The organism is Bacillus sp. A1 (assembly GCF_042296235.1).
Lineage (GTDB): Bacteria > Bacillota > Bacilli > Bacillales > Bacillaceae > Bacillus > Bacillus velezensis.
Window position 1 is genome coordinate 2,213,026 of the sequence record NZ_CP141181.1, and the last position, 24,186, is coordinate 2,237,211.

At 45.2% G+C, this 24,186-nt stretch carries 27 protein-coding genes, 1 other RNA gene, 1 pseudogene and 1 riboswitch; of the genes and pseudogenes, 6 read left to right on the top strand and 23 right to left on the bottom strand.

From position 1 onward, the window contains the following. Window positions 1-69: 69 nt before the first annotated feature. Window positions 70-169: riboswitch (purine riboswitch) on the bottom strand. Between the two features lie 133 nt (window positions 170-302). From U2H13_RS10770 to U2H13_RS10780, 3 genes are all read right to left on the bottom strand, one after another. Beyond that, a complete protein-coding gene (locus U2H13_RS10770) occupies window positions 303-1,805 on the bottom strand; it encodes a carboxypeptidase M32 (protein ID WP_029973661.1) in 1,503 nt (500 codons plus the stop codon). Window positions 1,806-1,916: 111 nt separating this feature from the next. Next, complete coding sequence (locus U2H13_RS10775; RefSeq protein ID WP_017418013.1) at window positions 1,917-3,836, bottom strand: ATP-dependent DNA helicase; 1,920 nt, start codon at window positions 3,834-3,836, stop codon at window positions 1,917-1,919. 103 nt (window positions 3,837-3,939) lie between these two features. After that, window positions 3,940-4,131, bottom strand: coding sequence for a hypothetical protein (locus U2H13_RS10780; protein WP_003153550.1), 192 nt, complete (start codon window positions 4,129-4,131; stop codon window positions 3,940-3,942). A gap of 166 nt (window positions 4,132-4,297) precedes the next feature. Between U2H13_RS10780 and U2H13_RS10785 the strand changes: the two genes are divergently transcribed. Next, window positions 4,298-4,450 (top strand): YpzG family protein, encoded by a 153-nt coding sequence (locus tag U2H13_RS10785; RefSeq protein ID WP_003153548.1) that lies wholly within the window; start codon window positions 4,298-4,300, stop codon window positions 4,448-4,450. Between the two features lie 40 nt (window positions 4,451-4,490). Here U2H13_RS10785 and U2H13_RS10790 read toward each other — a convergent pair whose 3' ends face one another. From U2H13_RS10790 to U2H13_RS10830, 9 genes and pseudogenes are all read right to left on the bottom strand, one after another. Then, the gene (locus tag U2H13_RS10790) at window positions 4,491-5,657 is read right to left on the bottom strand and encodes a class I SAM-dependent RNA methyltransferase (protein WP_022553050.1); all 1,167 of its coding nucleotides are present in this window, start codon (window positions 5,655-5,657) and stop codon (window positions 4,491-4,493) included. A 96-nt stretch (window positions 5,658-5,753) separates the two neighbouring features. Further along, an RNA gene (gene rnpB, locus U2H13_RS10795) (RNase P RNA component class B) lies at window positions 5,754-6,135 on the bottom strand. Window positions 6,136-6,190: 55 nt separating this feature from the next. Next, entirely contained in the window at window positions 6,191-6,490 is a 300-nt protein-coding gene (gene gpsB, locus U2H13_RS10800) for a cell division regulator GpsB (protein WP_003153541.1), read from the bottom strand. Between the two features lie 79 nt (window positions 6,491-6,569). Next, window positions 6,570-7,118: a DUF1273 domain-containing protein gene (locus U2H13_RS10805; protein ID WP_007409499.1), complete on the bottom strand. Its 549-nt coding sequence runs from the start codon at window positions 7,116-7,118 to the stop codon at window positions 6,570-6,572. Window positions 7,119-7,206: 88 nt separating this feature from the next. Then, window positions 7,207-7,443, bottom strand: coding sequence for a spore coat protein CotD (cotD, locus tag U2H13_RS10810; RefSeq protein ID WP_003153539.1), 237 nt, complete (start codon window positions 7,441-7,443; stop codon window positions 7,207-7,209). An 83-nt stretch (window positions 7,444-7,526) separates the two neighbouring features. Further along, a pseudogene (locus U2H13_RS10815) lies at window positions 7,527-7,634 on the bottom strand (hypothetical protein); the annotation flags it as partial. Between the two features lie 121 nt (window positions 7,635-7,755). Continuing rightward, the gene (locus U2H13_RS10820) at window positions 7,756-8,994 is read right to left on the bottom strand and encodes a ribonuclease H-like domain-containing protein (RefSeq protein ID WP_025649787.1); all 1,239 of its coding nucleotides are present in this window, start codon (window positions 8,992-8,994) and stop codon (window positions 7,756-7,758) included. 19 nt (window positions 8,995-9,013) lie between these two features. Next, a complete protein-coding gene (locus U2H13_RS10825) occupies window positions 9,014-11,260 on the bottom strand; it encodes a DEAD/DEAH box helicase (protein WP_025649788.1) in 2,247 nt (748 codons plus the stop codon). Between the two features lie 98 nt (window positions 11,261-11,358). After that, complete coding sequence (locus U2H13_RS10830; protein WP_012117833.1) at window positions 11,359-11,865, bottom strand: PTS glucose transporter subunit IIA; 507 nt, start codon at window positions 11,863-11,865, stop codon at window positions 11,359-11,361. Between the two features lie 138 nt (window positions 11,866-12,003). Here U2H13_RS10830 and U2H13_RS10835 point away from each other — a divergent pair, with 138 nt between their 5' ends. Beyond that, window positions 12,004-12,417, top strand: coding sequence for an Hsp20/alpha crystallin family protein (locus tag U2H13_RS10835; RefSeq protein ID WP_017418017.1), 414 nt, complete (start codon window positions 12,004-12,006; stop codon window positions 12,415-12,417). 29 nt (window positions 12,418-12,446) lie between these two features. Here the strand turns inward: U2H13_RS10835 and U2H13_RS10840 are convergent, their stop codons facing one another. Then, window positions 12,447-12,881: a YppG family protein gene (locus U2H13_RS10840; protein ID WP_021494224.1), complete on the bottom strand. Its 435-nt coding sequence runs from the start codon at window positions 12,879-12,881 to the stop codon at window positions 12,447-12,449. A 186-nt stretch (window positions 12,882-13,067) separates the two neighbouring features. Between U2H13_RS10840 and U2H13_RS10845 the strand changes: the two genes are divergently transcribed. Then, entirely contained in the window at window positions 13,068-13,250 is a 183-nt protein-coding gene (locus U2H13_RS10845; RefSeq protein ID WP_003153532.1) for a YppF family protein, read from the top strand. Window positions 13,251-13,288: 38 nt separating this feature from the next. Here U2H13_RS10845 and U2H13_RS10850 read toward each other — a convergent pair whose 3' ends face one another. Both U2H13_RS10850 and U2H13_RS10855 read right to left on the bottom strand, forming a co-directional pair. Next, a complete protein-coding gene (locus U2H13_RS10850) occupies window positions 13,289-13,657 on the bottom strand; it encodes a YppE family protein (RefSeq protein ID WP_017418019.1) in 369 nt (122 codons plus the stop codon). A 45-nt stretch (window positions 13,658-13,702) separates the two neighbouring features. Next, the gene (locus U2H13_RS10855; RefSeq protein ID WP_014418233.1) at window positions 13,703-13,948 is read right to left on the bottom strand and encodes a DUF5446 family protein; all 246 of its coding nucleotides are present in this window, start codon (window positions 13,946-13,948) and stop codon (window positions 13,703-13,705) included. Window positions 13,949-14,153: 205 nt separating this feature from the next. Between U2H13_RS10855 and sspM the strand changes: the two genes are divergently transcribed. Beyond that, the gene (sspM, locus tag U2H13_RS10860) at window positions 14,154-14,258 is read left to right on the top strand and encodes an acid-soluble spore protein SspM (RefSeq protein ID WP_003153525.1); all 105 of its coding nucleotides are present in this window, start codon (window positions 14,154-14,156) and stop codon (window positions 14,256-14,258) included. 43 nt (window positions 14,259-14,301) lie between these two features. On the opposite strand, the gene U2H13_RS10865 is transcribed toward sspM, so the two are convergent. Continuing rightward, complete coding sequence (locus U2H13_RS10865; protein ID WP_022553046.1) at window positions 14,302-15,264, bottom strand: DUF2515 domain-containing protein; 963 nt, start codon at window positions 15,262-15,264, stop codon at window positions 14,302-14,304. Between the two features lie 41 nt (window positions 15,265-15,305). Between U2H13_RS10865 and recU the strand changes: the two genes are divergently transcribed. Beyond that, window positions 15,306-15,914, top strand: coding sequence for a Holliday junction resolvase RecU (recU, locus tag U2H13_RS10870; protein ID WP_014418235.1), 609 nt, complete (start codon window positions 15,306-15,308; stop codon window positions 15,912-15,914). Between the two features lie 38 nt (window positions 15,915-15,952). After that, window positions 15,953-18,736, top strand: a complete 2,784-nt coding sequence (locus tag U2H13_RS10875; RefSeq protein WP_022553045.1) for a PBP1A family penicillin-binding protein — start codon at window positions 15,953-15,955, stop codon at window positions 18,734-18,736. 77 nt (window positions 18,737-18,813) lie between these two features. Here U2H13_RS10875 and U2H13_RS10880 read toward each other — a convergent pair whose 3' ends face one another. The 7 genes from U2H13_RS10880 to U2H13_RS10910 form a co-directional block, all read right to left on the bottom strand. Next, window positions 18,814-19,305, bottom strand: coding sequence for a YpoC family protein (locus U2H13_RS10880; protein ID WP_022553044.1), 492 nt, complete (start codon window positions 19,303-19,305; stop codon window positions 18,814-18,816). Continuing rightward, complete coding sequence (gene nth / locus U2H13_RS10885; protein ID WP_007612187.1) at window positions 19,302-19,961, bottom strand: endonuclease III; 660 nt, start codon at window positions 19,959-19,961, stop codon at window positions 19,302-19,304. The genes U2H13_RS10880 and nth overlap by 4 nt, the downstream gene beginning before the upstream one ends. A gap of 18 nt (window positions 19,962-19,979) precedes the next feature. Next, window positions 19,980-20,678: a DNA replication protein DnaD gene (dnaD, locus tag U2H13_RS10890; protein WP_003153516.1), complete on the bottom strand. Its 699-nt coding sequence runs from the start codon at window positions 20,676-20,678 to the stop codon at window positions 19,980-19,982. Between the two features lie 94 nt (window positions 20,679-20,772). Next, window positions 20,773-22,065: an asparagine--tRNA ligase gene (gene asnS / locus U2H13_RS10895; protein WP_003153515.1), complete on the bottom strand. Its 1,293-nt coding sequence runs from the start codon at window positions 22,063-22,065 to the stop codon at window positions 20,773-20,775. A 134-nt stretch (window positions 22,066-22,199) separates the two neighbouring features. After that, window positions 22,200-23,381 (bottom strand): pyridoxal phosphate-dependent aminotransferase, encoded by a 1,182-nt coding sequence (locus U2H13_RS10900; RefSeq protein WP_007612190.1) that lies wholly within the window; start codon window positions 23,379-23,381, stop codon window positions 22,200-22,202. A 22-nt stretch (window positions 23,382-23,403) separates the two neighbouring features. After that, window positions 23,404-23,889: a cell wall elongation/penicillin-binding protein regulator TseB gene (tseB, locus tag U2H13_RS10905; RefSeq protein WP_022553042.1), complete on the bottom strand. Its 486-nt coding sequence runs from the start codon at window positions 23,887-23,889 to the stop codon at window positions 23,404-23,406. A gap of 9 nt (window positions 23,890-23,898) precedes the next feature. Beyond that, on the bottom strand, window positions 23,899-24,069 hold the full coding sequence (locus U2H13_RS10910) for a YpmA family protein (RefSeq protein WP_003153512.1): 171 nt from the start codon (window positions 24,067-24,069) through the stop codon (window positions 23,899-23,901). Window positions 24,070-24,186 lie beyond the last annotated feature (117 nt).

Genomic DNA, 24,186 nt, shown 5'->3' on the forward strand with positions numbered 1-24,186 from the left:
AAAAGCATTGCCCGCTCTCCAAAAAAGAGCAAGCAATGCCGAATGATCTACACGCAACGGCCGAATAAAGCCGTTCCATTGCTCACTCATAGTCGGACATTTACGGTGACCGGTAGAAACTTGCGTGCCATATCCACGCGATTATATGAGTGTTCTTATGATATTAATCAAATTATAACAAGATACACTTCTTTTGCATAGTGAAATTTGAATATTTCCGAACTTTTACAAAGAATTGGTTTTCGATTATTCGTCTTTTTAGAATTTTTAGAAAAACGCCCGGTGTATACCGGGCGTTTCGTTTATAAATATAAATTTGAATATTTACCGACGAGATACTCAATGAGATATTGAACGTTCAGCTCTTCTCCCGTTGCATCTTTTATGATGTCAAGCGGCATTTTGCGTCTTCCGTGCTGATGAACCTTTTCTGTCAGCCATTGTTTGATCGGCTCAAAGTCGCCCCGTTCTATTAATTGTTCAAATTCAGGCAGATCCTCAAGCATGGTGTGCTTCAGCTGTGCCGCATACATATATCCGAGCGCATAGGAAGGGAAATAGCCGAAATCGCCGCCCGCCCAATGTACGTCCTGCAAAATGCCTTTTGCGTCAGATGGCGGCGTAATGCCTAAATAATCATGATATTTTTGATTCCACAATGCAGGCAGTTCTTCCACTGTCACTTCATTACTGAAGATCGCTTTTTCAATTTCATAACGGATAATAATATGAAGCGGATACGTCAGCTCATCGGCTTCAATTCGGATAAAGGTCGGTTTCGCCTCATTGACAGCGCGTACAAAATCTTCTCTTTTCACATCTTGAAATTGATCAGGCGAAGCCTCAACCATTTTTTCATAATAGGCGGTCCAGAAATGTTGATTTCTGGCGATAAAGTTTTCATAAAATAACGATTGGGATTCATGAATTCCCATGGATGCACCGTCAGATAAGTTCGTTCCGCTCAGCGCTTCGTCAATATTCTGCTCGTAGATCGCATGCCCGCATTCATGAATCGTTCCGAAAATTGCCGTGCGGAAATCGTTTTCGTCATATCTGGTCGTCACCCGCACATCGCCCCGGTTGATTGTCGTCGCAAACGGATGCACCGTCTCGTCCAGGCGGCCGCCGTCAAAATCATACCCGAACTCTTTTAAGAAATACAAGGAGAGGTCTCTTTGTTGTTCTTTCGGAAACGTTTTCGTTATAAAGGAAGTGTCCGGTTTATTGCCGGATTCCGTCACTTTTTTGATAAGCGGAATGATCGCTTCCTTCAATTCAGAAAACAGCTGATCCAGCACCTTTACCGTAACACCCGGTTCGAAAATATCGAGCAATGCGTTGTACGGATGATCTTCATAGCCCCAATACGAAATAAACCGCTTATTAAAATCAATCAGCTTCTCAAGGTACGGAGCAAACATAGAGAAATCAGAGGCAGCCTTTGCATCCTCCCAAGCCGTTTCAGCTTTCGATGTTAAAATGACATATTCTTTATACTCATCTTCAGGAATCTTTTTATTATGATCATAATCTTTTTTCGCAAGTTCCGCCGCTTTCACTGTATCTTCAGAGAGCTCTTCTGCATGCGCGAGAAGGATGTCGATCAGCTCTTTCATCCGGTCGGATGTCTGGATTTGAAAAACGTCAGCCGACAGCTGTCCGATGCTTTCCGCCCGGTCATCAGAGCCTTTTTTCGGGGCTCCCGTTCTTAAGTCCCAATGCATAAGTGCAATGGCTTCGACATAGTGGGATACTCTTTTTAACAGATCAAAAAACTCTTTTTCATATGTATGTAAATCCATATCCGTTCCCCTCCCTTTTCACTATCAATTACAGGCTAATGGAATGCCGTGATAAAGTCAACTTCCCGGATTTAAAAAAGCCGCAGGATAAGAATCCTGCAGCTTTTGTTTTTATACAATTTTCGGTGTAACAGGCAAAACCTTTTTGACTTCGGCCAGGACCCGTTCACTTTCTCCGCCCGCATAAATGGATATGGTTCCGCTGTCCTGATTAGAACGGATAAGGCGGCCGATTCCCTGCCTGACTCTCAAGAGCATGTATGGCAGATCAACTTCCTCAAACGGATCTTTTTTCGCTCCGTTCCGCTTTGCGGTAAACACCGGATCATGAGGCGGATACGGCAATGCCCAAATGGTCACATTCCGGAGCGAGTCACCGGGAATGTCAAGACCTTCCCATAAGTGGACGGAACAAAGCACGGATTCTTCATCCCGCTGGAACTTTTCGACCAGACTGCTGATCTCTTCGTCACCTTCGTAGTATATCGGATACGGCAGCTCCCACGCGGCAGCCTGTTCTTTAAATTCTTTCATGTCTTCAAAGGAAGGGAAAAGAACGAGGGTGCGTCCTTCATTCTCCTTAATGGTTTCAATCGTTTCGGCTGTTTTCTGCTCAGACGTCATGTCACCGTGAAGCGCAACAGACATTTGCTCCTCGTAATCGTACGGAGATTCAACGGTGAATGATAAAGGATCACGGATTCCGAGGCTGTCAGCGATATAATCAAATGAACCGCCCTCAGAAAGAGTGGCCGATGAGAAGATATAAGGAATCTTTTTAGAAAAGACCTTTTCTCCCAGCACTTCGGCTACAGTTCTCGGCATAACGACAAACGTTGAGTCTGTATCCCGCGTTTCAAGCCAGCTGATGGCATCCTTCTGATACAGCGACAGCGAATATGCCATTTGTTCGACGTATTCTTCTACAACTGACAGCTCGTACTTATCAATCGTATACATTTCCGATTCAAATACGAGCGCCTCGCCGATTTTATCGAGCAGACGGCACAGTTCGTCAGCCGCACGCTTAACGCGCTGGTCGTTTTGGATGTCCAATCGGTGAGAGCCGGCGATTTCCTTCGATTCCTCTGACAGCACATAGAAAAACTCATCGTTTGCGGCAAGGGCATCTTCAATCAGTTCGGCGAATTCCTCTCTGATGTCATTTTGAAGCAGACGCTCTAAAAACAGCTCGAGCGTCGACTGCTTCACGCGATAGGTTAACGCTTTTTGCGCGGCGAATTCCAGCAGATGTCCTTCATCAAACACGACGGCGCTGTGATCCGGCAAAAGCGGCAGCTGTCCTTCCCTTTTACGTGATTCTTCCGTCCATACATGCTCCATGTAGAAATCATGGGAGCAAACAATCAGATCCGTTGATTTTCTGTAATGATCTCTTGAAAGTGTTAAACCGCATCTATGTCTCATATCACAAGTTAAACAATCTTGGAAGGAATCATAGCTGACGCCTGCCCACTCTTCATTCGTCAAATCAGCGTACTGTTTGCGGTCGCCGTACGGATAAAAGCGCTGCATCGCTTGTGATTCGTGTACGAATGAAGGCAGCGACTCATAAAGATCCAGCCACTTTTCATCATCAGAACGCTGCATTGTTTTCTCAAGCTTTTTCAGACACAGATACTGCTCATGGGATTTGGACAGCCGTGTATCAATCTGGAGATCCAAATGTTCTGTCAGCTTGGAAATGTCGCCTTCTTTTTTGACAAGCTGTTCAATTAACGTTTCATCGGCGCATGCGATAATGGCCGGTTTACCCGTATATCTGGCATAGCTGATGGCAAACAGCAGATACACCAGCGTTTTCCCCGTACCGACTCCTGCCTCAGCGAACATGACCTTTTTCTCTTTAAATGCCCGTTCAAGCTGAAACGCCATAAATACCTGCTCATCCCGAAGGTCAAAGCCTTTCTCGGGAAGGATATCGTAAAACACGTCACCAATCCAATTGTTCAATTCTTCGTAAAAATTCTTTTCTTTTGTTAAAGCAAAAGGCAAACGTGATGTTGTCACCCAACTCCAACCCCTAACTATTCGGCATTCAGACCATCTATAATATCATTTAACCCTTTTCAATACAACAAAAAAACTTGGCCTCGCCAAGTTTTTGTCATGATCATTTCCGGTTAATGATATGTGTACATAGGAACGGATGGTCTGTTGAATGTGTATGTTTTACCGCATTTTCAAGTTCTTCCTGTGCGTGTGTCATGGCGGAAGGACCGAACTCCGCTCCGGCTTCCTCCAGCCGGAAAGCAGTTGCGTCTAACGCCTTTTGTATTTTACTGAAGTGCTCGCTGTTCAGCATAAAATAAGATCACCTCTCAAATAGAAATAATCATCATTCTATGCCGATGTTTCACTTTCTATACATGCCATTCTGAATGATCCTCACCTGACCTGCACAAACTACAACAGATATTCGATCGAATATCCATCTTCACAAATTTATTCTACCCGGGAGTGATGGTTACATGAGTTATAAAGATCGATTAGATCAGCATTCTGAATTGTTTCATCACAATTGGACGCGGCCGAAACGCTCTAAATCGCAAGTGAACGGCCACACCGAAATGTCCCAGACCAACATTATTTTACGGAGCAACGCAAAAGCGCACCGCTGGTAATGGCAGAATAAAACGTAAAGATGCCGGAGAAGACGCTGTTTCAGGCGTCTTCTCTTTGTTGCGGCTTTTTCCGCTGCGGCCGCACTTTAGCCCAGTACTGATAATAATCCGTTTTGATAAAACCGTTAAAGAGCTTCCGTTTTTTGGTTGCTTTTCTTCCGTAGGCCTCTTCAAATTGTTCATTTGACGTTAACATGTAGACAGACCATGTATCAAGAGATTCAAATGCCCGGCCCATTTCTTTATACATCTGCTCGACTTCCCTTTTTTCGCCGAGCCGTTCGCCGTACGGAGGGTTTCCGACGATTACGCCGAATTCGAGTTTTGTCGTAAAATCCTGCACCCGCATTTGTTTGCATTCAATCAGGTCCCCAAGTCCCGCTTCTTCTGCGTTTTCTTTGGCGATATTTACCATCCGGTGATCCACGTCACTGGCAAAAATCTGCAGCGGCTGATCATAGTTCGCCTTTTCCTCCACTTCAAGACGCGCCTTGTCCCACAGTTCTTTTCCGATCCATTCCCAGTCTTCTGAAACAAAATCACGGTTAAAACCGGGAGCAATGTTTTGCCCGATTAAAGCGGCTTCGATGGCAATCGTGCCGGAACCGCAGAACGGATCAACGAACGGACGGTCAGGCGTCCAGTTGGTTAACTGAATTAACGCGGCAGCGAGCGTCTCTTTAATCGGAGCTCCTCCCTGATCAACCCTGTATCCTCTTTTGTGAAGGCCTGTTCCTGATGAATCCAGTGTAAGTACGGCTTTATCTTTTAAAAGGGAAATCTCCACCTTATACTCAGGGCCCGTTTCTTCAATCCATTCATTTTGTTTTCCTGATTGAAGTTTCAGCTTTTCCGCTATCGCCTTTTTGACGATCCGCTGGCAGTCAGGCACACTGGCAAGCACTGATTTCACGGACTTTCCGATAACGGGGAACTTTGCGTTTTCCGGAATGTACGCGCGCCAGTCAATCGCTTTTGTTTTTTCAAACAGCTCATCAAACGTTTTCGCCTGAAACTCGGCGACCTGTACCTTGATGCGGTCAGCCGTCCGCAGCCATAAGTTAGCGCGGCAGATCGCAAGCGCATCTCCTTCAAAGATGACTTTTCCGTTGTCTACTTTGCATTCATAACCTAAATCACGCACTTCTTTGGCGACGATCGCTTCGATTCCCATCGGCGCCGTCGCTATTAGTGTGTACTTCTTCATCGTATCACCCTGTCTCTTTTAAGCTTTCGTTTCATTCAAGATAAAAGCTCCCCTTTAAAGGAGAGCTCTAATTTGTCATATCAATAATGTTTAACGTTCTGTAAGCCATGTTTTGTTCCGTCGTACTGCAATCGGCTCATCACCTCGTACTCAGGCGGCAATCATCTATCTACAGAAAGTATTCTGTCCTTCTATCTGTTCAGTTCCTTCAAGAAGGTTCCCCTACCAAAATTTGGGTTTCTCGCTCGAGGGGTTTACCGCGTTCCACTCTCACCATTTCTGATGAGACTTCGTCACTGTGGCACTTTCAAGGATACTCAGCCATATCCGGAGACGTAGGCTTTTTTCCTGCCGTCAGCCTATCAAGGCTGCCCTAGCTTATTTCTTCGCTAGGCACGAACACTACGGGCATCTCAGCACCGTGCGAGCATGGACTTTCCTCTACAGATTCAAAGATCTGCAGCGATTACCCGAACGTTAAGAACACTTGTTCATTATAAAGCAACTTGTCTCATTTGACAAGTGCATCTGCCTTATTCGTCATAAAGTTTGCTGCCGAATACATGTTTCTCAAGGTTGGACAGCCTTTTCAGAATGTCAAAGTTGGTCGTATTGGACTGCACCGGCTGTTTTTTACTTGCTTCTTCAAGCTGTTTTTTCAGCTGCAGATTTTCCTGCTGCAGTTCTTCAATTTCTTGATGAAAGGTTTCATAATCCTTAATAATCATATCTAAAAATTTGTCAACGTCTTCTTGTCTGTAACCTCTAACGCCTGTTTTAAATTCTTTTTCCAAAATGTCTTTCGCAGAAAGCTTTACTTTATCAGCAAGCATCTTTTTCACCTCATATCGTGAATCATCATGTTATATTTTATTCAGAAACACGTCCCGTTGTCAAATATTCTCTGACGTGTTATGTAAAGAAATCTTCTTCTTCAACGGCGGCACGGAGATCATCCATTGTAATCGAATAAATCGGATATCCGTCTGTTTCACGGCGTTTTTCTGCCTGCTGCAGCATATATTTCGGCGATCCTTCCATTTCAGGATCATATAAAAGCAAAAGCGCATCTGACTTTTCAATAAAGAACGCGTTTTTCTGCCGGAATTGGAGCGGACTTTCGTACGGCCGATGCGTCAGGCTCTCCTCATAATCTGCCTGAGCAAGCACCGCTTCATACATTTCTTTATTCGGCTCCTTCCACTTTTCCTCCTGGCCGTAGAAAGGCGTGATAACGGCAACCTTTAATTCCGGATACTCTTCTCTGAGATCGTACGCCGTTTCTGCCGCCCAAAGCTCAGTCCCCAGCTGTCCGGATATGAGAATCCATTCCAAGCCTTCGTCAATAAAGCTTCTGAGTCTGGTTTCTATCGCCTTTTTTATATAAACAAGCGCCCGGTCATCCTGTTTAAAAATCCCGAGTTCAAACGGCTTGTATCCTGTTACGGCTAATACTTTCAATTGATCACCTGCTTAAAAAATGGGGCTCCCCATCGGGCCCCATTTTGATTTGCTGATATCCTAACCGATCTTGCTTAAGCGTTCAATACTAATGATCGCAGCAAGGGCTTCCGCACTGAAAATGCTGGTGAGTTGTCGGGTCAACATTTGAAAAAGTGTGCGGATAGTAATGAACGTGCTCAAAGTTGTGGTGATTTACGTTAGTTGTATGTTGCGGATGAATATGCGGCACAACTGTGTTAGAAAAACAATGGTGTTCACAGCAATGAGTCGGATGGACAATCGGCGGCATCACGTTTGGTCTGCAACAATGATGATGAAACATGCTAAATCCCCTCTCCATTAACTTTTATTACACTGTTAGGTTATGAAGAAAAGAGGGTGCATGTTCTAATTCAATCACCCAATTTAAAAGTGCGTCAGCAAGCTGTCTTTAAAATTCGAAAATACAAACGCAATCAAAAAAACCACGACAAAGAACAAGTAAAAAACACCTTTATACATACCAACTCTCCCCTATAAATAACTAACGCTATTTTACAAGATGCGGCACCATTCTACAACAAAATCGATGCGGATTCAGAAAAAAATATTTTTGGCGAAACGGCTCGGCTTTTGCGCTTTCCCGGGCAATATTTCAAGAGGAATATTTCCTCTTGAGCCGGGCAATTCTCACATGGAGCTTCTCGGCTTCTTTTTCCGATATTTCCCCGTCTTCTTCCGCCTGCTGCGCGGCCTGCAGAGCTTTTTTGTAATCTTTTGCGTGATGCTCAAAATAGATCGCCAGCTCTACCGCTGATTGGTGTCTGCATATGTGAAGTTCAGAGCCCGTCAGTTTCTCCCAAAGGGGCACGGCGTCTTGCCTGCGGTTTTGTTTTTTATAAAGCATTGCTAAGTCAAAAAGGGCCCGATCTGAATCTTCAAAGGCTTTGCCTTGCAGCGCTTCCAGCTGTGAAACAGCCCGATCGGTTTCTTTATGAGCGATAAACCATTTCGCCATGGCGTATGCTTCCTGACGTTCTGACGTCTGATCAGAAGATGCAAAAATCTTTTTTGACATATGGATGTAAAGAGCGATGAGGGAAAGCACATCTTGTTCATTATGCGAGAGCACTCCCTTTAAAAGAGCCGGGTCCTCCGCCTTTAAAAATTGAAAATACAGCATCGGCGCCAAATAACCAGGGGTGTCTTCGTCCCTTTTAAAAGCAAGCTCTTCATTTTCAACCGCCGAAAGCGATACACGCTCTAATTTATGTTTCCAAAGCCGTCTCGCTCCGTGCAGAAGATCAAAGTGTCCGAAGTCAGGAAGTTTCGGAAGCCTGTCCCGCAGCAATGTATGCCTAGTTTTTACCTGCGGCCAGTCAAAGGCTTTTCCGTTATACGTAACAAGAGACGTAATGTCAACCTCACTTAAAAAGCTTTTGTAAAGAGCCGTCTCGTTTCCCGGTTTAGGAAGCAGATGCTGTTTAACCGCGACACGGTCTTCATACACTCTTGCATGACCGAGCAAAAAGATCATATTGCCGGCCCCGCCGCCGAGGCCGGTCGTTTCAGTATCAAAGAAGAACAGCTGGCTTTTTTCGTATCCTTCTGCTGATAAAGTATGTGTCAAACCGCCTTTATTCCATAATGCCATGACGTCATCAAGTTCACTGAAGCTGTACCGTCCGTGACGGTGCGAAAGCGGATAGACGGTTTCGCGGATAAGACAGTATTCATCCTCAAAAAAGAAAGGCTTCACTCCGAATGCCTCCCATTCTTCTCTAAATGGGACTTGAATATCCGGGACCGAAAGTTGTGAAGCTGCCGGCTTTTTTTCAGCTTCCGGCACATTCAGGTGGTTTTTCATCCGCTTTAATTTATTTTTCAAGGACATCTTTCGTCCCCCTTTTCTTTTACACGTAATTCAAGAGCCGGAGTATCGCTTTCTTTGCATCTATTCCTTCTATTTCGGAGCCGATGCAGGAAGGACATCCGTCTTGACATGGACATTGTCTGATCAGGCGCTCAGCCCCTTCATTGATTTCATCAAATCGCTTATATACTTCATCAGCAAGTCCGATTCCGCCCGGATAATGATCATACAGAAAGATTGTCGGAAGTCCGGTATGTGCGGCTTTGATTTGCGGCACGACATGCACGTCATTTCGGTCGCACATGACGTATACAGGCACGATATGCTGCAGGACGTGGGCAATGCCTAAAAGCAGCTGTTCAAGCGTTTTTTCGCCGATCTCCGAATCCGTCTCTTTCAATTCAAGCCAGGCAGCACTGGTATGCAGTTCTTCTTCTGGAAGATGAATCGGCCCTGATCCTATATTTTCAAATGTCGTCATTTTAATTTTTTTAAATATTGTCGGAAGTGCGTTCACGGTTACATCGCCGAAATGTAAGGCCGTTTTCTTTCTGCTGTCCGTTCTGTCAATGTCCAGCACTTTCAGCTGCACCGCTAAATTGGCATCTGTATAATATTCGACATCGACCTTTCGTACGTACGCTTTTTTATGGTCCCAATCAAGCTTTTCAACCTGGTACTGCACCCCTTCATGAAGATAAATCGCTTCATCATGAAGAAGCGTCATCGCGCTGAAACGGTCCATTTCTCCGATGATTTTTACATCAGCCGTCTCTGACCGGTCAACGATGACCACGTTTTCCTGTGACGCCGAACGGAGACTGATGTTGGAGGCGGGAAAAGATTCGCTCGCCCAGTGATAGCGTTCGCGGTTTTCGTGAAGCACCCCTTCTTCCTCTAAATACTCGAGAATGTCTCTTGCATCATTTTCTCCGAATGTTTCATCGGCTCTGAAAGGCAGCTCATACGCGGCGCATTTCAGGTGATCGACCAGTATAATGAGATTATCGGGATTAATCCTTGCAGATTCAGGCGAGCGTTTAAAGAAATAATCAGGATGGCGCACAATATATTGGTCAATCGGATCAGAGTTCGCCACCATCACGATAAGCGCCTCTCCCTGCCGCCGTCCGGCCCGGCCCGCCTGCTGCCATGCGCTCGCGACACTGCCCGGGTACCCCGTCATCACGCAGACCTGAAGCTGGCCGATATCAACGCCAAGCTCCAGCGCGTTTGTGCTGACAACCCCGAGAATGCTGCCGTCTCTTAACCCCCGCTCTATTTCTCTTCTTTCTTTCGGAAGATATCCGCCGCGATAACCTCTGACAGACTTCGCGCCGATTTCCTTTTTTACGATCTCCTGAATGTGGCTTAAAATAATTTCAACCCGGACACGGCTTCTTGCAAAAACAATCGTCTGGATCTTATTTTTAAAAAAAGTTTTGGCAAGTTCGTTCACTTCCACGGTGGCGCTTTTTCGAATATGCAGCGGTTTATTTATAATCGGAGGGTTGTAAAAAGCAAAGTGCTTTCTTCCGGCCGGGGCACCGTTGTCGTCAATCAGGCGCACTGATTTTCCCGTCAGCTGCTCCGCCAACTCCCTCGGATTGGCGATTGTGGCGGATGTACAGATAAATGACGGCTTGCTTCCGTAAAAAGCGCAGATTCTCATTAAACGGCGGATGACGTTCGCCACATGGCTGCCGAATACGCCGCGGTACGTATGTAATTCATCAATGACGATATATTTCAGGTTTTCAAACAGACTCACCCATTTTGTATGATGGGGAAGAATGGCTGAATGAAGCATATCGGGATTTGTGATCACAATATGCCCGGCTTTTCTGACTTTCTGCCTGATGGCCGGAGACGTATCTCCGTCATAGGTGAAGCTTTTAATGTCCATGCCCATCTCGTCTATGATTTCGTTCAGCTCGCTTTTTTGATCCTGCGCGAGCGCCTTTGTCGGAAATAAATAAAGCGCGCGGCTTGAAGCATCTTCCGCGATAGACTGAAGAACCGGAAGATTATAGCACAGTGTTTTTCCGGAGGCCGTCGGTGTGACAGCCACAATGCTTTCTCCGTTTTGAACCGTCTGAAAAGCGGAGTATTGATGTGTAAAGAGCCGCTCGATCCCCCTCTTTTCGAGAGCCGCCCGAATGTTCGGATCTACTTGCTCCGGCATCGGCATGGTTTTCGCCTCCCGCGGTTCCTCTTCATGCCAATGCACAATATTTTCATGATTTTTTAATTCCTGTATCAGTTCGCTCAGTGATTTTTTCTTCATCGTTCACACCTCTTTATGAGGTACAGTTTACCGAATATTTGTTTGCCTGGCTAGATGAAAATCCTGCACAAGAAAAAAAGCAGGGAATCAGCCCCTGCCTACTTCATTTTTATCGTAAAAAGCTCTGTTTGTCCTTTTTTCGCTTCATTTGCGCCTGCAAATTGCAAAGGTTCTGCGGCATCGCCATTCATAATCACCATAGGGATGACGGTGCTGCTTGCTTTTTCTTTTATTAAATCCAGCCGGCACGTTAAAAGCAGATCGCCTGTTTTCACTTTGTCTCCTTCTTTTACATGCGCTTCAAAGCCTTCGCCGTTCATATTGACGGTGTCCAAACCGACATGTATCAAAAGTTCCGCTCCGGAAAGGGTGCGGATGCCGACAGCATGTTTTGTATGAAACAGCTGAATCACTTCTCCCTCAACCGGTGAAACAATGTCTCCGTTTGCAGGCTCGACGGCGATCCCGTCCCCCATCATTTTTTGTGAAAATACAGGATCCGGCACTGAAGCCAAATCCATCACCGCTCCGTCAGCCGGAGAAAAAATCACTTCTTCGGCCGGCTTTTTCCGGCTGTCTCCCAATCCGAATAATTTTTTCAGCAATGTGTTGTGCTCCCCTTCCTAAATGTGAATCCGTTACCAGTTTATTCTCCACTATTTAACCATACTTTCTTTTTTCCTTCAATTCTTAACCATACAGCATAACATCGCATAGTCTGTTTGTAAAAAGGCGGTGGTCATATGGATCAATCACAAAACGATAAACTTGATCCGCAAAGAAATGAGGACATCATCAGCCATGCGATGGACCAATTTTTTCACTCAGGTCCCTTCGCAGAATTGATGCAGGGTTTTCAGCACCTTGTCAATTCGGCTTTTACTGAAGCGCAAGTGACGATTGACGTCAGAGAAGAGCCGACGGGCCTCGCGGTTGATATCAGCGTTCCCGAGACATTCCGTGACGGGGATATGCTGGTGGAAACGAAAGGGTGCTACCTTCACGTTACAATCCGCTACGATCATAAACAGGCTCATTCATCCCACGTGTCTTCAAGCATGACAAGAACCGTTGTCCTCCCGTATAAGGTGAGTGAAGAAGATATGGAAACATCCTGGAATGAACAGACGCTTACCCTCTTTTTCCCTAAAAAATAAGCATGAATGATGGATATCATTCATGCTTTTTATTTGAAGATATTGGTGAGGCCTTTCACCAGCGATCCGACCTGATTTACGGCGCTTACCATCTGCCCCGTTGTATCTATCATTTTATTAAAGTCAAACTGTCCGTTCGTTTTTTTAAACTGGGAGAGTATGCCTGAGAATTGGGAAGACTGCTGCTGATTCGGTCTGGGAACGGGGTAAGGATTCACAAACCCCGGCTGCCCCCCGGGCATGGCTGCCTGAGGAGGAGGGGGAGCAAACGGCTGCTGCACATGACCGTATTCCTGATTCGGATAAAATTGCTGCGGGTACTGCCCTTGCTGATGATATGGCGGCGGCTGCAATGGCTGTATCTGCTGCGGACTCGGCTGCTGCAGCGGCTGTATCTGCTGCGGGTAGAAATATCCCGCCGGCTGCTGGTACATATTTTGATAGGGCTGCGCTCTCCATTGCATATGACATTCCCCCTTGTCTCTCACTAAGTTTCTGCTATATATGTATGAATTCCGCCTTGGTTATGTGCTTTCGGAGATTCTGATCTTTGTCAAATGCTGTCGAAAGTCTTAATTTTTTAAAAACAGAAAAAAGTCGAATCGTTATGTTACCATAATCTCAACATACATGAGAGGGGATGCACCATTATGAACGTATCATACTTAAGAAAGCGTTTTGCTGAAGTGAAAAAATATGAAACAGATTGTGCAGATAAACTGATGGACTTTGCAAAATTCCTCTATATTCAAGGCCATCTCACCGCAACCGAATTTCGAAACAGTATGAAGGTTCTCGAAGCAAGTGGAGCAGAAAACCCGGCGTATGAATAACATACCCGACCCCTTTATATAAAAGAAGGCAGCCGTTTTCAGCTGCCTTCTTTTTCAATTTCATCCCTTAATATACGAAGCGTATATAAAACAGATTCAGTTAAATCTCTGTATCTTTTTTTATGAATATGATGAACATATGATTGGAGCATCAGCTCTCCGAAATTTTCTGTAACGGCCTGAATCTGTGCGTGATGAACGTATTTCGGACGGTTTTCCTGAATAAACGCAAGCGCTGCTTTAGTCCAAAGCGCGCAAAGCCGGTCTCTTTTTTCAACATCGGGTTTAATAGTCTCAAAAAAATCATATGAACGGCCTGACTCTTTTCCATCCTGATACCTTTTTTCGGCTTCAAGAACCGCCTTTATCATTTGTTCTGTCAGCTCCAATAACGACTGTGTCTGCAAACGGACTCACCTCAGTACATATGGTACCAAAGTTTTTGCATAAAATCAGCTGATCCGGCAGGCTCTCGGCAAATCCTTTTTACGCCGGTCAGCCAAAAACAGGTCATCAATACAAACATGAAGCTCCCGCGCCTCTTCCTCAAGGCGGGAAAGTTTCTCCTGTCTGATTTCTTCAGCTTCCGCCTGACAGGATCTGACTGCCTGGGTAAGCGTTTTTTCAGCAGCAGAAATCCGGATTTCAATATCAGAAAGCAGACGGAGAATATCAGCCTTGCTCGTGTAAACAGACATTCATGTTCCTCCCTTTTATCACTTGCGTCTCTTTAGAATATAATTCTCGTTTTCATACCGCTCTCCTCTGCACATGACAAAACTAGAAGCAGTTCGGCAAACAAACAGAGATTATCCTAAAAGGCGTGCCTTTCGACAAAAAAGTGCCGCAAACTTTGTATGAACCGGCACGTTAATGCAAACGATACAGTTGAGGAGGTGCCGTATGAAAACGAGACCGAAAAATGCAGGTAAACAGCAAAAAACCGAAGCAAAAACGACTGATACGCTTGATAAAAAATTAGGCGGCCCAAACCGCCCTTCCACGTAACACATCAGCAGCCCGAAACCCCAGCGAACGGTTTCGGGCTTTTTCATTTCTTCAGCCACTCTTTCACCGCGAAGAGCGCATGGAGCTCCCGTCTTTTTTGGAAGTACCAGTCCGTCAGTTCAAGCTGTTTCGGCATTTTCTCCTGTAAGAAAGCCCCTTTTCTTAACCTTTTTTGAAACCAATCCGCCCTTTCGCCGTCTAATGGGTGGGCAACAATGGGATAGGTTGTCCTCAGCATCGGTGATGTTCTTTTTTTGATGCCGATCATTTTCTCCATATCAAAGCGCGAACCGGTATGAGGAACGGTATCAAGAAAACGGTAAAAAGAAGCGTGCAGATCAGGACTGAACAGAAGGCGGGCCAGCTGTTTTCCGAGCGTAATTCTTTCTTCGATTTTCGAAAACCGTTTGACGGAAATTCCGTATAAATGTCCGTCAAATGAAGGGAATATCACCGTATTAAAGTGAAACCAATCACTTAAATAAAAAGGAATCGTGCCAAAAACATTCTTTTTAAACGAAGGATTTTGTATAATAGGTGCTTGGATAGTGTTTTGTTCATTTATAATAAGAGCATACATGAGCCGTTCCGTATCTCCGTCACGCCAAAAGCGAAACCATTCTTCCTGCATAAAAGCCGAGACGCGGAAATGAGGAAGATGACGGAAAAGAGGTTCGCCGATTTGTTTTGACCACTGGTAGACCAGAAGCTGAGGATAGGCATCAGAAAAAATCAGCCAATTCGCCCTTTCATACGAAAGGAAAAACCAGTTTTTCTGACTGCTGTCAAGACCCTCCTGATAAAGAACGCCTCTTAAATCAGTCATCGACCAGCCCGCATTGCGGGACACAAAGGATGCCAAAAGCGGCCACTTGATCTCAGGATGGCGGTCATAATATGCTTTATAGGCATTCGTCCGGGAAATATTATCGGCATTTTTTATTTTTGTCTCTTTTTCGATCAGGCGAAGAATGGCGGTTACGGTCTGTCGTTTATGCACGTTCATTCACTTCCGTCACTATTAGTTTGATAAGGAGGATGGAAAAAGTGATTCGGTACCCGAATGGAAAAACTTTTCAGCCGAACAAAACGGTTTCATCCCAAAACAGCCAGAAACGGACCCATTCATACAGTAATCGCGGCATGACCCTCGAAGACGACCTGAATGAAACGAATAAGTATTATCTGGCTAACCAAATTGCTGTCATTCACAAAAAGCCGACACCCGTCCAGATTGTAAACGTCCACTATCCGAAAAGAAGCGCCGCAGTCATTAAGGAAGCTTATTTTAAACAGTCTTCAACAACTGACTACAACGGCATTTATAAAGGACGCTACATTGATTTTGAGGCAAAAGAAACAAAAAACAAAACGGCATTTCCCCTGCAGAATTTTCATGATCATCAGATTGAGCATATGAAGCAGGTGGTCAGGCAAGACGGCATTTGTTTTGTTATTATATCCGCTTTCGGAAAGGTTTATTTCCTCGAAGCCGACAAGCTGTTTGTCTTTTGGGACAGAAAGGAGAAGAACGGCAGAAAATCGATTCGCAAAGACGAATTAGAAGATGCTTCCTTTCCGATTTCCCTTGGATACTCACCGAGAATTGATTATATTAGTATTATTGAACAGCTTTATTTTTCGCAGGAACAGTAGACTGAGCGAAAGGTTGATAAACGAAAGGTTGAGATGTTATGTCAGATCAATTTATGAGCCGTGAAGAACGCCGTAAGGCAAGGCAGACGAAAAGCACTAAGCCCTCTTCACCGAAAAAAGGCAAGAAACAGCGTAAAGGCGGTTTATTCAAAAAGATTGTGCTGTCCTTGGTTATTCTGTTTGTCCTTGGCATAGTCGGCGGAGCGGCGGCATTTGCCGTTTTGGTTTCCGGCGCGCCCTCTTTGGACGAAGCAAAGCTGAAAACGCCTTACTCTTCAACGATTTACGATAAAAACGGCAAAGAAATCGCGGAAGTGGGCGGCGAAAAACGAACCTACGTCCCGATTAAGGATATACCCGATGTTGTGAAAGAAGCATTTATCGCAACTGAAGACGCCCGTTTTTATAAGCACCACGGTATAGACCCGATCCGGATCGGAGGCGCCTTGGTCGCCAACTTTACGGATGGATTCGGTTCAGAGGGAGGAAGCACAATCACCCAGCAGGTTGTGAAAAACTCGCTTTTGACCCATCAGAAAACGATTAAACGGAAAGCACAGGAAGTGTGGCTTTCACTGCAGCTGGAGCGCCATTATTCTAAAGATGAAATCTTAGAAATGTATTTAAACAGAATTTATTTCTCACCGCGCGCCTATGGCGTCGGTAAAGCGGCTGAAGAATTCTTCGGCGTAAAAGATTTGAGCAAGCTTACGGTTGAACAGGCGGCGACGCTTGCCGGAATGCCGCAAAGCCCGACCGGATATAACCCGGTTAAAAATCCGAAGGCTTCCGAAAAACGCCGAAACATTGTTCTCAGCTTAATGGAAAAGCAAGGATTCATTTCAAATTCTGAATACCAAAAAGCGAAGAAAGTGTCCATGAAAGATGAAGGCGTCGTCAGCCAAAAGGAATACGATAAAAAGGACACAAATAAATACAGCGCTTTTGTTGAAGAAGTTATGAAAGAAATTGAGACAAAAGAAAAGAAAGACGTCGATATTTCAACTGACGGACTGAAAATTTATACGACTCTTGATACGAAAGCACAAGATTATCTTGATCAATTGATGAACGGCGACACAGCCGGATTTACCGAAGGCATGCAGGGCGGCGTCACGCTCCTTGATACGACAAACGGAGAAATCCGCGCCATCGGAGCAGGACGGAACAGAACTACCGGGGGATTCAATTATGCAACACAAGGTAAAACCCAGCCCGGTTCAACGATAAAACCGATTCTGGATTACGGCCCGGTCATTGAAAATAAAAAATGGTCGACGTATGAGCAGATTGATGATTCGGCTTATACGTACTCTGACGGCACACCGATTCACGACTACGACAATAAATACAGAAATATGATATCAATGCGAGAGGCCCTCTCAGACTCGCGTAATATTCCGGCTCTGAAAGCATATCAAGCAGCCGGTAAAGATAATGCCGTCGACTTCGCAAATGACTTAGGACTAGGATTAAACAAAGAGAGTGTAACCGAATCTTATTCGATCGGAGGATTTGGTCAGGATAACCGCGGTGTATCTACTATGACAATGGCGGGCGCCTACAGCGCTTTCGGAAATAACGGAACGTACAATGAACCGCATGCGGTCACATCGATTGAATTTAATGACGGCACTAAGCTTGATTTAACACCGAAACCGAAAAGTGCTATGAGCGATTACACGGCATTCATGATTACCGATATGCTCAAAACAGTCGTGCAGTCAGGAACAGGCAGACTAGCTCAAGTACCGAACGTGGAAGTCGCCGGTAAAACGGGTACCACTAACTTTACTAAAGAGGACATTCAAAAATATAATATCGCACAAGGCGGAGTCCCAGACTCATGGTTTGTCGGATACACCCCTCAATATACAGCAGCGGTTTGGACCGGAGTTGAGTCTGGCAACAAAGCAGGTAAGAAATCACTGTCTTCTGCTGACCAGCAAGTCGCAAAACGGATTTTCCAAAAGCTGATCTCATACGTTGATGACGGTAAAGGAAGCTTCAAGCAGCCTGACAGCGTCGTCAAAGAAACGGTTGAGAAAGGCTCGAATCCTGCCGCTTTAGCCGGACCGAATACACCGGATGATAAAAAAGTGACGGAGTACTTCGTGAAAGGAACGCAGCCAACTGCCGTTTCTAAAACGTACACGAAAGAAAAAGCCGATAAACCGACAGGATTGCAAGTGAAATACGACAAAGATAAAAAATCATTAACCTTAAGCTGGGATTATGACGGTGATGCAACATTCAATGTCAAACAATCCGTTGACGGCGGAAGCTATAGTGACATTCAAAACAGTTCGGCAAAAGAAGCCGTCGTCTCAGATGTCACGCCAGGCTCCACATACAGCTTCCAGGTGACAGCGGAAAACGATGACGGAAAAAGCGATACGGCATCAGCATCTTTCAAAGTCCCGAAAGATGAAGAAGACGATGCAGATAAAGATAAAGCGACTGACGATGAACAGAAGTCTGATGAAGATAAAGATAAAGACAAGACGCAAACCGATGATTCAAACACAGATGACAATCAGACAGATACGTCTGACGGATCGGATCAAACACCCACTGATGACTCAGATAAAAATCAGGATCAATCCGATAAGGATCAAACGGATGACAACAATCAGAATCAGCCCGGTAACGGGACGGATAACAACGGACAGCAAGATAACGGCTCTGATAATGATTCCGATTCCGGTTCAGACGGCACAAATAAACCTGACAGCGGTCAAACGGACAAAAACCAAGACTCATCTTCAAATATCAACGGGCAGTCCAATTCGTCAACCATCCAGTCAAATTCCGCTCATTAGCGGACGAAATCCTTCACCTCAAACAGGTGAAGGATTTTTTTCATACAAAAAAACCTCCTTATGAGAAAAGGAGGTTTTTAACATTTGTTCATGGCTTCATGTTTATGATATTGCTTCTTCATCTCCGTCATCAATTCATCAAGCTGAATAAACGAGTGAAATTGAGTCGGTTTCGTTAAAATAAACGCCATTCGCTCCGCCCAATTGATCGGTTCGGCGGGAAAATGTTTTGTTTCAAGCACAGTCCAGTCGAGTGATGTAACCCGCTCCCCTGCCGTCCAGTGAAAAGCGGCAATCAGACAGGCAATTCCCTTCAGCATGTCATTTTGATCACATCTCGATTTTCTTGTTTGAAAAACGGGAAGCAGCGTTTCTTTCGTTTCGTTCCAAATCTGAAACAGAAACGGGACATATTCGCCCCTTTCCCTCCATGGCTGCACTGTTGGCTGACCGCTGAAATCCATATACAGCGGATGGCGGCGCAGCGCCGTTTTGATCTCGTGGCTTTCCAAGTCCGTAAGGCTGCGCAGGTATGTTTCATAGCCTGCCAGAATGTCAATCGCCGTCACCGTTTCACCAGCCCTTTTTTGTCACGCTTCTGCCCTTCTCTGCATAGCGGAAGCAAAGGACATTCCGCACAGCGGGGAGATTGCGCTTTACAATGATACCTGCCGAAAAATATTAATCTGTGGTGCGTAACAGACCAATCCTCTTTCGGCACTTTTTTCATTAATGTTTTCTCTACTTCCAAAACAGAGTCCTTCCAGCGGCAGATACCGAGCCGTTTAGAGACCCGCTCCACATGAGTGTCTACTGCAATCGCAGGTACGCCGAAAGCAACAGACACGACCACATTTGCCGTTTTCCGTCCGACACCCGGCAGATTCACAAGCTCATCCCGGTCTTTCGGCACTTCTCCGCCGTACTCTTCGATGATCATTTTGCTCAGCTTTTGAATATTTTTGGCTTTATTACGGTACAGGCCGATTGATTTAATATCCTGCTGGAGTTCTTCCAGCGATACGGCAAGATAATCTTCGGGCCGTTTATATTTTTGAAATAGCGTTTTTGTCACTCTGTTGACGAGAGCATCCGTACATTGCGCGGATAATGCGACTGCCACAACCAATTCGAAAGGATTTGAATGGACAAGTTCACATTCTGCGTGCGGAAACATATCGCCGATTTTTTCAAGACAATATTCAATCTGCTTTAAATTTAACACGTTTCTCCCCTTCTCATGTTATTGTTCCAGCCAATTGTAAAAAGGCACCTGCCTCGTATACTCTTTTTGCGGATCATTTTGTTTCGTTTGAACACGCCGGAATTTTTGGCTGTGCGCCTTCGCCTGCTCAACCGTTTTGAAGCCGTTCTTTTTCCATTCAAATAAAATCCGGTCAATATAGCGAAAACTGAGTTTCCCCGATAAAACGGCTTCTTTTAAGGCGTGTTTAATCAGAATCGCATCATGCTGATCCTGATCCTGCCATATGGCCAGCGTCTCGCATTCAAGCGGCGACAGCGGTCTTCCGAACTCTTCTTCAAAGATGGTATACAGGCTTTTTTGTTCTCTTTCTGACGTTCTTTCCTGCGTTTCGTTTTGTGAATGCTGCATGTAATCATACAGCTTCGCCCATAACGGCTGCAGAGAATATTTTTCAAACTTTATACCGTTATGGTCTTCACATTCTTCAATAAACAGAAAACCTTTTTGAATAAACATTCTCAGGCAGCTTGTACATTCTTCAGCAGAGATGGACATGCCTGATTGAAGTTCAAACGGCGTCGGAAAATAAGAGCCTTTTTCCAAATGCATTTTAATCTTCAAAAGCAGGATCAATTCGGTTTCATTCAGCCCAAGCTGCCGGTAATGTGTCAGCAGCAGGTTGGGAATGCTTGAAATGCCGAGTTCCTGCATATCTATAAATTGCTGTTTTTTCATCCTTACACCTCTTACTGTAAAAGGTTATCTCCGGGAGCTTTCCCCTTTACTTAGAAAAAGTCTCCCTTGCAGGAGACTTCGTTTTTCATAACTATTACGGATACAGACGGTTCAGAAGTCTCGGGAACGGAATCGTTTCACGCACGTGAGGCGCTCCGCTGATCCAAGCCACTGTCCGCTCAAGTCCAAGGCCGAAGCCGGAGTGCGGAACAGAACCGTATTGTCTGAGTTCAGCATACCATTTGTAAGCATCTGAATCCAGACCGTGTTCTTTTAATCTTTCTTCCAATAAATCCATATCATGAACGCGTTCTGAACCGCCGATGATTTCCCCGTAGCCTTCCGGAGCGATTAAGTCGGCACATAACACGACATCGTCACGATCTTTGGCAGGCTGCATATAAAACGGTTTTAATGACGTCGGATAATGAGTGATAAACACCGGTTTGTCATAGCTTTCTGCGATCGCTGTTTCATGCGGCGCACCGAAGTCATCTCCCCACTCAATATCGTCAAAGCCTTTTTCTTTCAGGAATTCGATCGCTTTATCGTACGTAATGCGCGGGAATGGCGCTTTGATTTGTTCAAGCTTCGATGTGTCTCTTCCTAATGTGTTCAGCTCGATCTTACAATGTTCCAGCACGCTTTGCACGATGTATGCAACATAATTCTCCTGAACTTCAAGGTTTTCTTCAAATTCAACAAATGCCATTTCAGGCTCAATCATCCAGAATTCGATGAGATGGCGTTTCGTTTTCGATTTTTCCGCTCTGAACGTCGGTCCGAAAGAGAATACTTTTCCGAGCGCCATTGCAGCTGCTTCCATATACAGCTGGCCGCTTTGAGACAGGAAGGCATCTTCATCAAAATATTTCGTCGCGAACAGCTCAGTCGTGCCTTCCGGAGCGCTTCCCGTCAAAATCGGCGGATCAACTTTCACGAAGCCTTCTTTGTTGAAAAATTCATAAGTCGCACGGATGATTTCGTTGCGGATTTTCATAATTGCGTGCTGGCGTTTCGAACGGAGCCATAAATGTCTGTGATCCATTAAGAATTCCGTACCGTGCTCTTTAGGCGTAATCGGATAATCAGTCGCTTCGTGAATGACTTCAATGGATGTAACAGCAAGCTCATAGCCAAGCGGTGAACGCTCGTCCTCTTTCACAATTCCTTTTACATAAAGTGACGTTTCCTGCGTCACTGATTTCGCGATTTGGAAGATGTCTTCTTCTACTTCAGCTTTGACGACAACTCCCTGAATGAAGCCGGTACCGTCTCTCAGCTGTAAAAATGCGATTTTACCGCTTGAGCGTTTATTAGCGACCCAAGCTCCAATCGTTACTTCCTCGCCTGTGTGTTTATACACTTGGTTGATTGTTGTTTTCAAACTCTTTCCCTCCAGAACAAGAAAGACATTCAGGAATCTGCCTGAATCTCTTTTTTCATCACTTTATTATACCCGTTCTACTCTAACGGGGTCAATGCAAGTGAAAAGCGGCTTTAAAAGCCGCTTTTTCAGAATCAGCTGTGTTTTTCCGTGAAGCGGCGGATTCTTTCGACCGCTTCTTCTAAAAGATCAAGTGACGTTGCGTAAGATAAACGGACGTTGTCCGGTGAGCCGAAGCCCGAGCCCGGCACGATGGCGACTTTTTCTTCTTCCAGAAGCGCCTTGACGTATTCATCGACATCTTTGAATCCGCAGTTTTCTGCGGCCGCTTTGGCGTTAGGGAACAAGTAAAACGCCCCTTCAGGCTTGACACAGGTGAATCCGGGAATTTCACTGAGCTGAGCGTAAATGGTGTTCAGTCTGTGCTCAAATGCCTGTCTCATCTCTTCCAGCGGCTCAGCCGGACCGTTATAGGCCGCAATAGCGCCGTATTGAGCGATGGACGTCGGATTTGATGTGCTGTGGCTCGCAAGGCTCGTCATCGCTTTAATAATCGTCTCCGAACCCGCCGCATAGCCGATCCTCCAGCCCGTCATGCTGTGAGATTTCGAAACGCCGTTAATGATGATCGTCTGCTCTTTCAATTCATCTGAAAGCTGTGCGATTGAGACGTGTTTTTTTCCTCCGTATGTAAGCTTCTCATAAATCTCGTCGGAAACGATCAGAATGCCATGCTCCAGACACACTTTTCCAAGTTCCGCAAGCTCTTCTTTCGTATACATAACACCTGTCGGGTTGCTCGGTGAATTGATAATGAGCGCTTTTGTTTTCTCGGTGATAGCCTGCTTCAGCTGCTCCGGTGAAATTTTAAACTGATTGGATTCCAGCCCTTCTGCATAGACGGGACGCCCCCCTGCCAGTTTCACCTGCTCAGGGTAGCTGACCCAGTAAGGAGTCGGTATAATCACTTCGTCCCCTTCATCAAGAATGACCTGAAATAATGTATACAGAGCGTGTTTCGCTCCGGTGCAGACAATGATTTCTGACGGCTTATATTCAATCCCCTGATCGTTTTTGAATTTTTTTGCGATACTGTCTTTCAGCGCCGGCAGACCGCCTGAAGGCGTATATTTTGTGTGGCCTTCATTCATGGAACGCACCGCGGCATCTATAATGTGCTGAGGCGTATTAAAATCCGGTTCTCCTGCTCCGAGGCCGATGACATCATGGCCTTCTGCTTTCAGCTCTTTCGCTTTTGCAGTAATTGCAAGTGTTGCAGACGGTGTTAATGCGGATACTCTTTTTGCCAATTTCAACTTGAACTCCCCCTAATACGTCTCACGGTGTGATGTTTTTGAGAATCTTGCCGCTTGTAAAGTCCACATAGCTAAAGCTATACTGCCCGCTTTTGTTGATATAGGTCACTTCCCATAACGGAACATTGTTTTCTCTCGCCGGGTGAACGCCATTCAGCTTGGAAACAAGCCCTTCGTCCCGAACGATCTTGGCAGCCTTGCCGCTTGAAATGCCGTCACTGGCTTTTTTTGAGAGGATTTTTGCTTTTTTGTCGGCCGGAACCCATACATACATATCTTTTCCATGTTTATCCGTTCCGGTAACAACATAATATTTCTGTTTGCCGACAAAGGTCTCCACTTTCTCAGCATCTGTCAGATCCGTTTTTTCTTTAGCGGCTGCGGCAGCTGTTTCGTGGCCTTCTTCTTTTTGAGCCATTGCAGATTTAAAAATGCCGGCCGAAAATAAAAGAACTGCTAAAAAAATAATACCAAATACGGCTGTAAATATTAATGCTTTTTTTCTCATCTTTTTCACCTATGTACGATAAATGGTGAAGACCGCTTCATTTTGATTTTCTTCGTCGAGCGCAAGGCCGAACATCAGATTGTCCCGTTTCAAAGTCCGGTTTAATGTATCGACGATTTTATATAAATCATCTGAATGCTCCACATTAATCGTTGACAGAATTTCAATTTTGCTTTCCATTTTTATACCCTCCATCGGTCGAACAAATTTTGTTAGTCATAACGGGATGCGCCCGCGGCATAATAAAATCACAAGGCGGCATGAACCCGCTTTTACTATAAAAACAATTCCTCATCC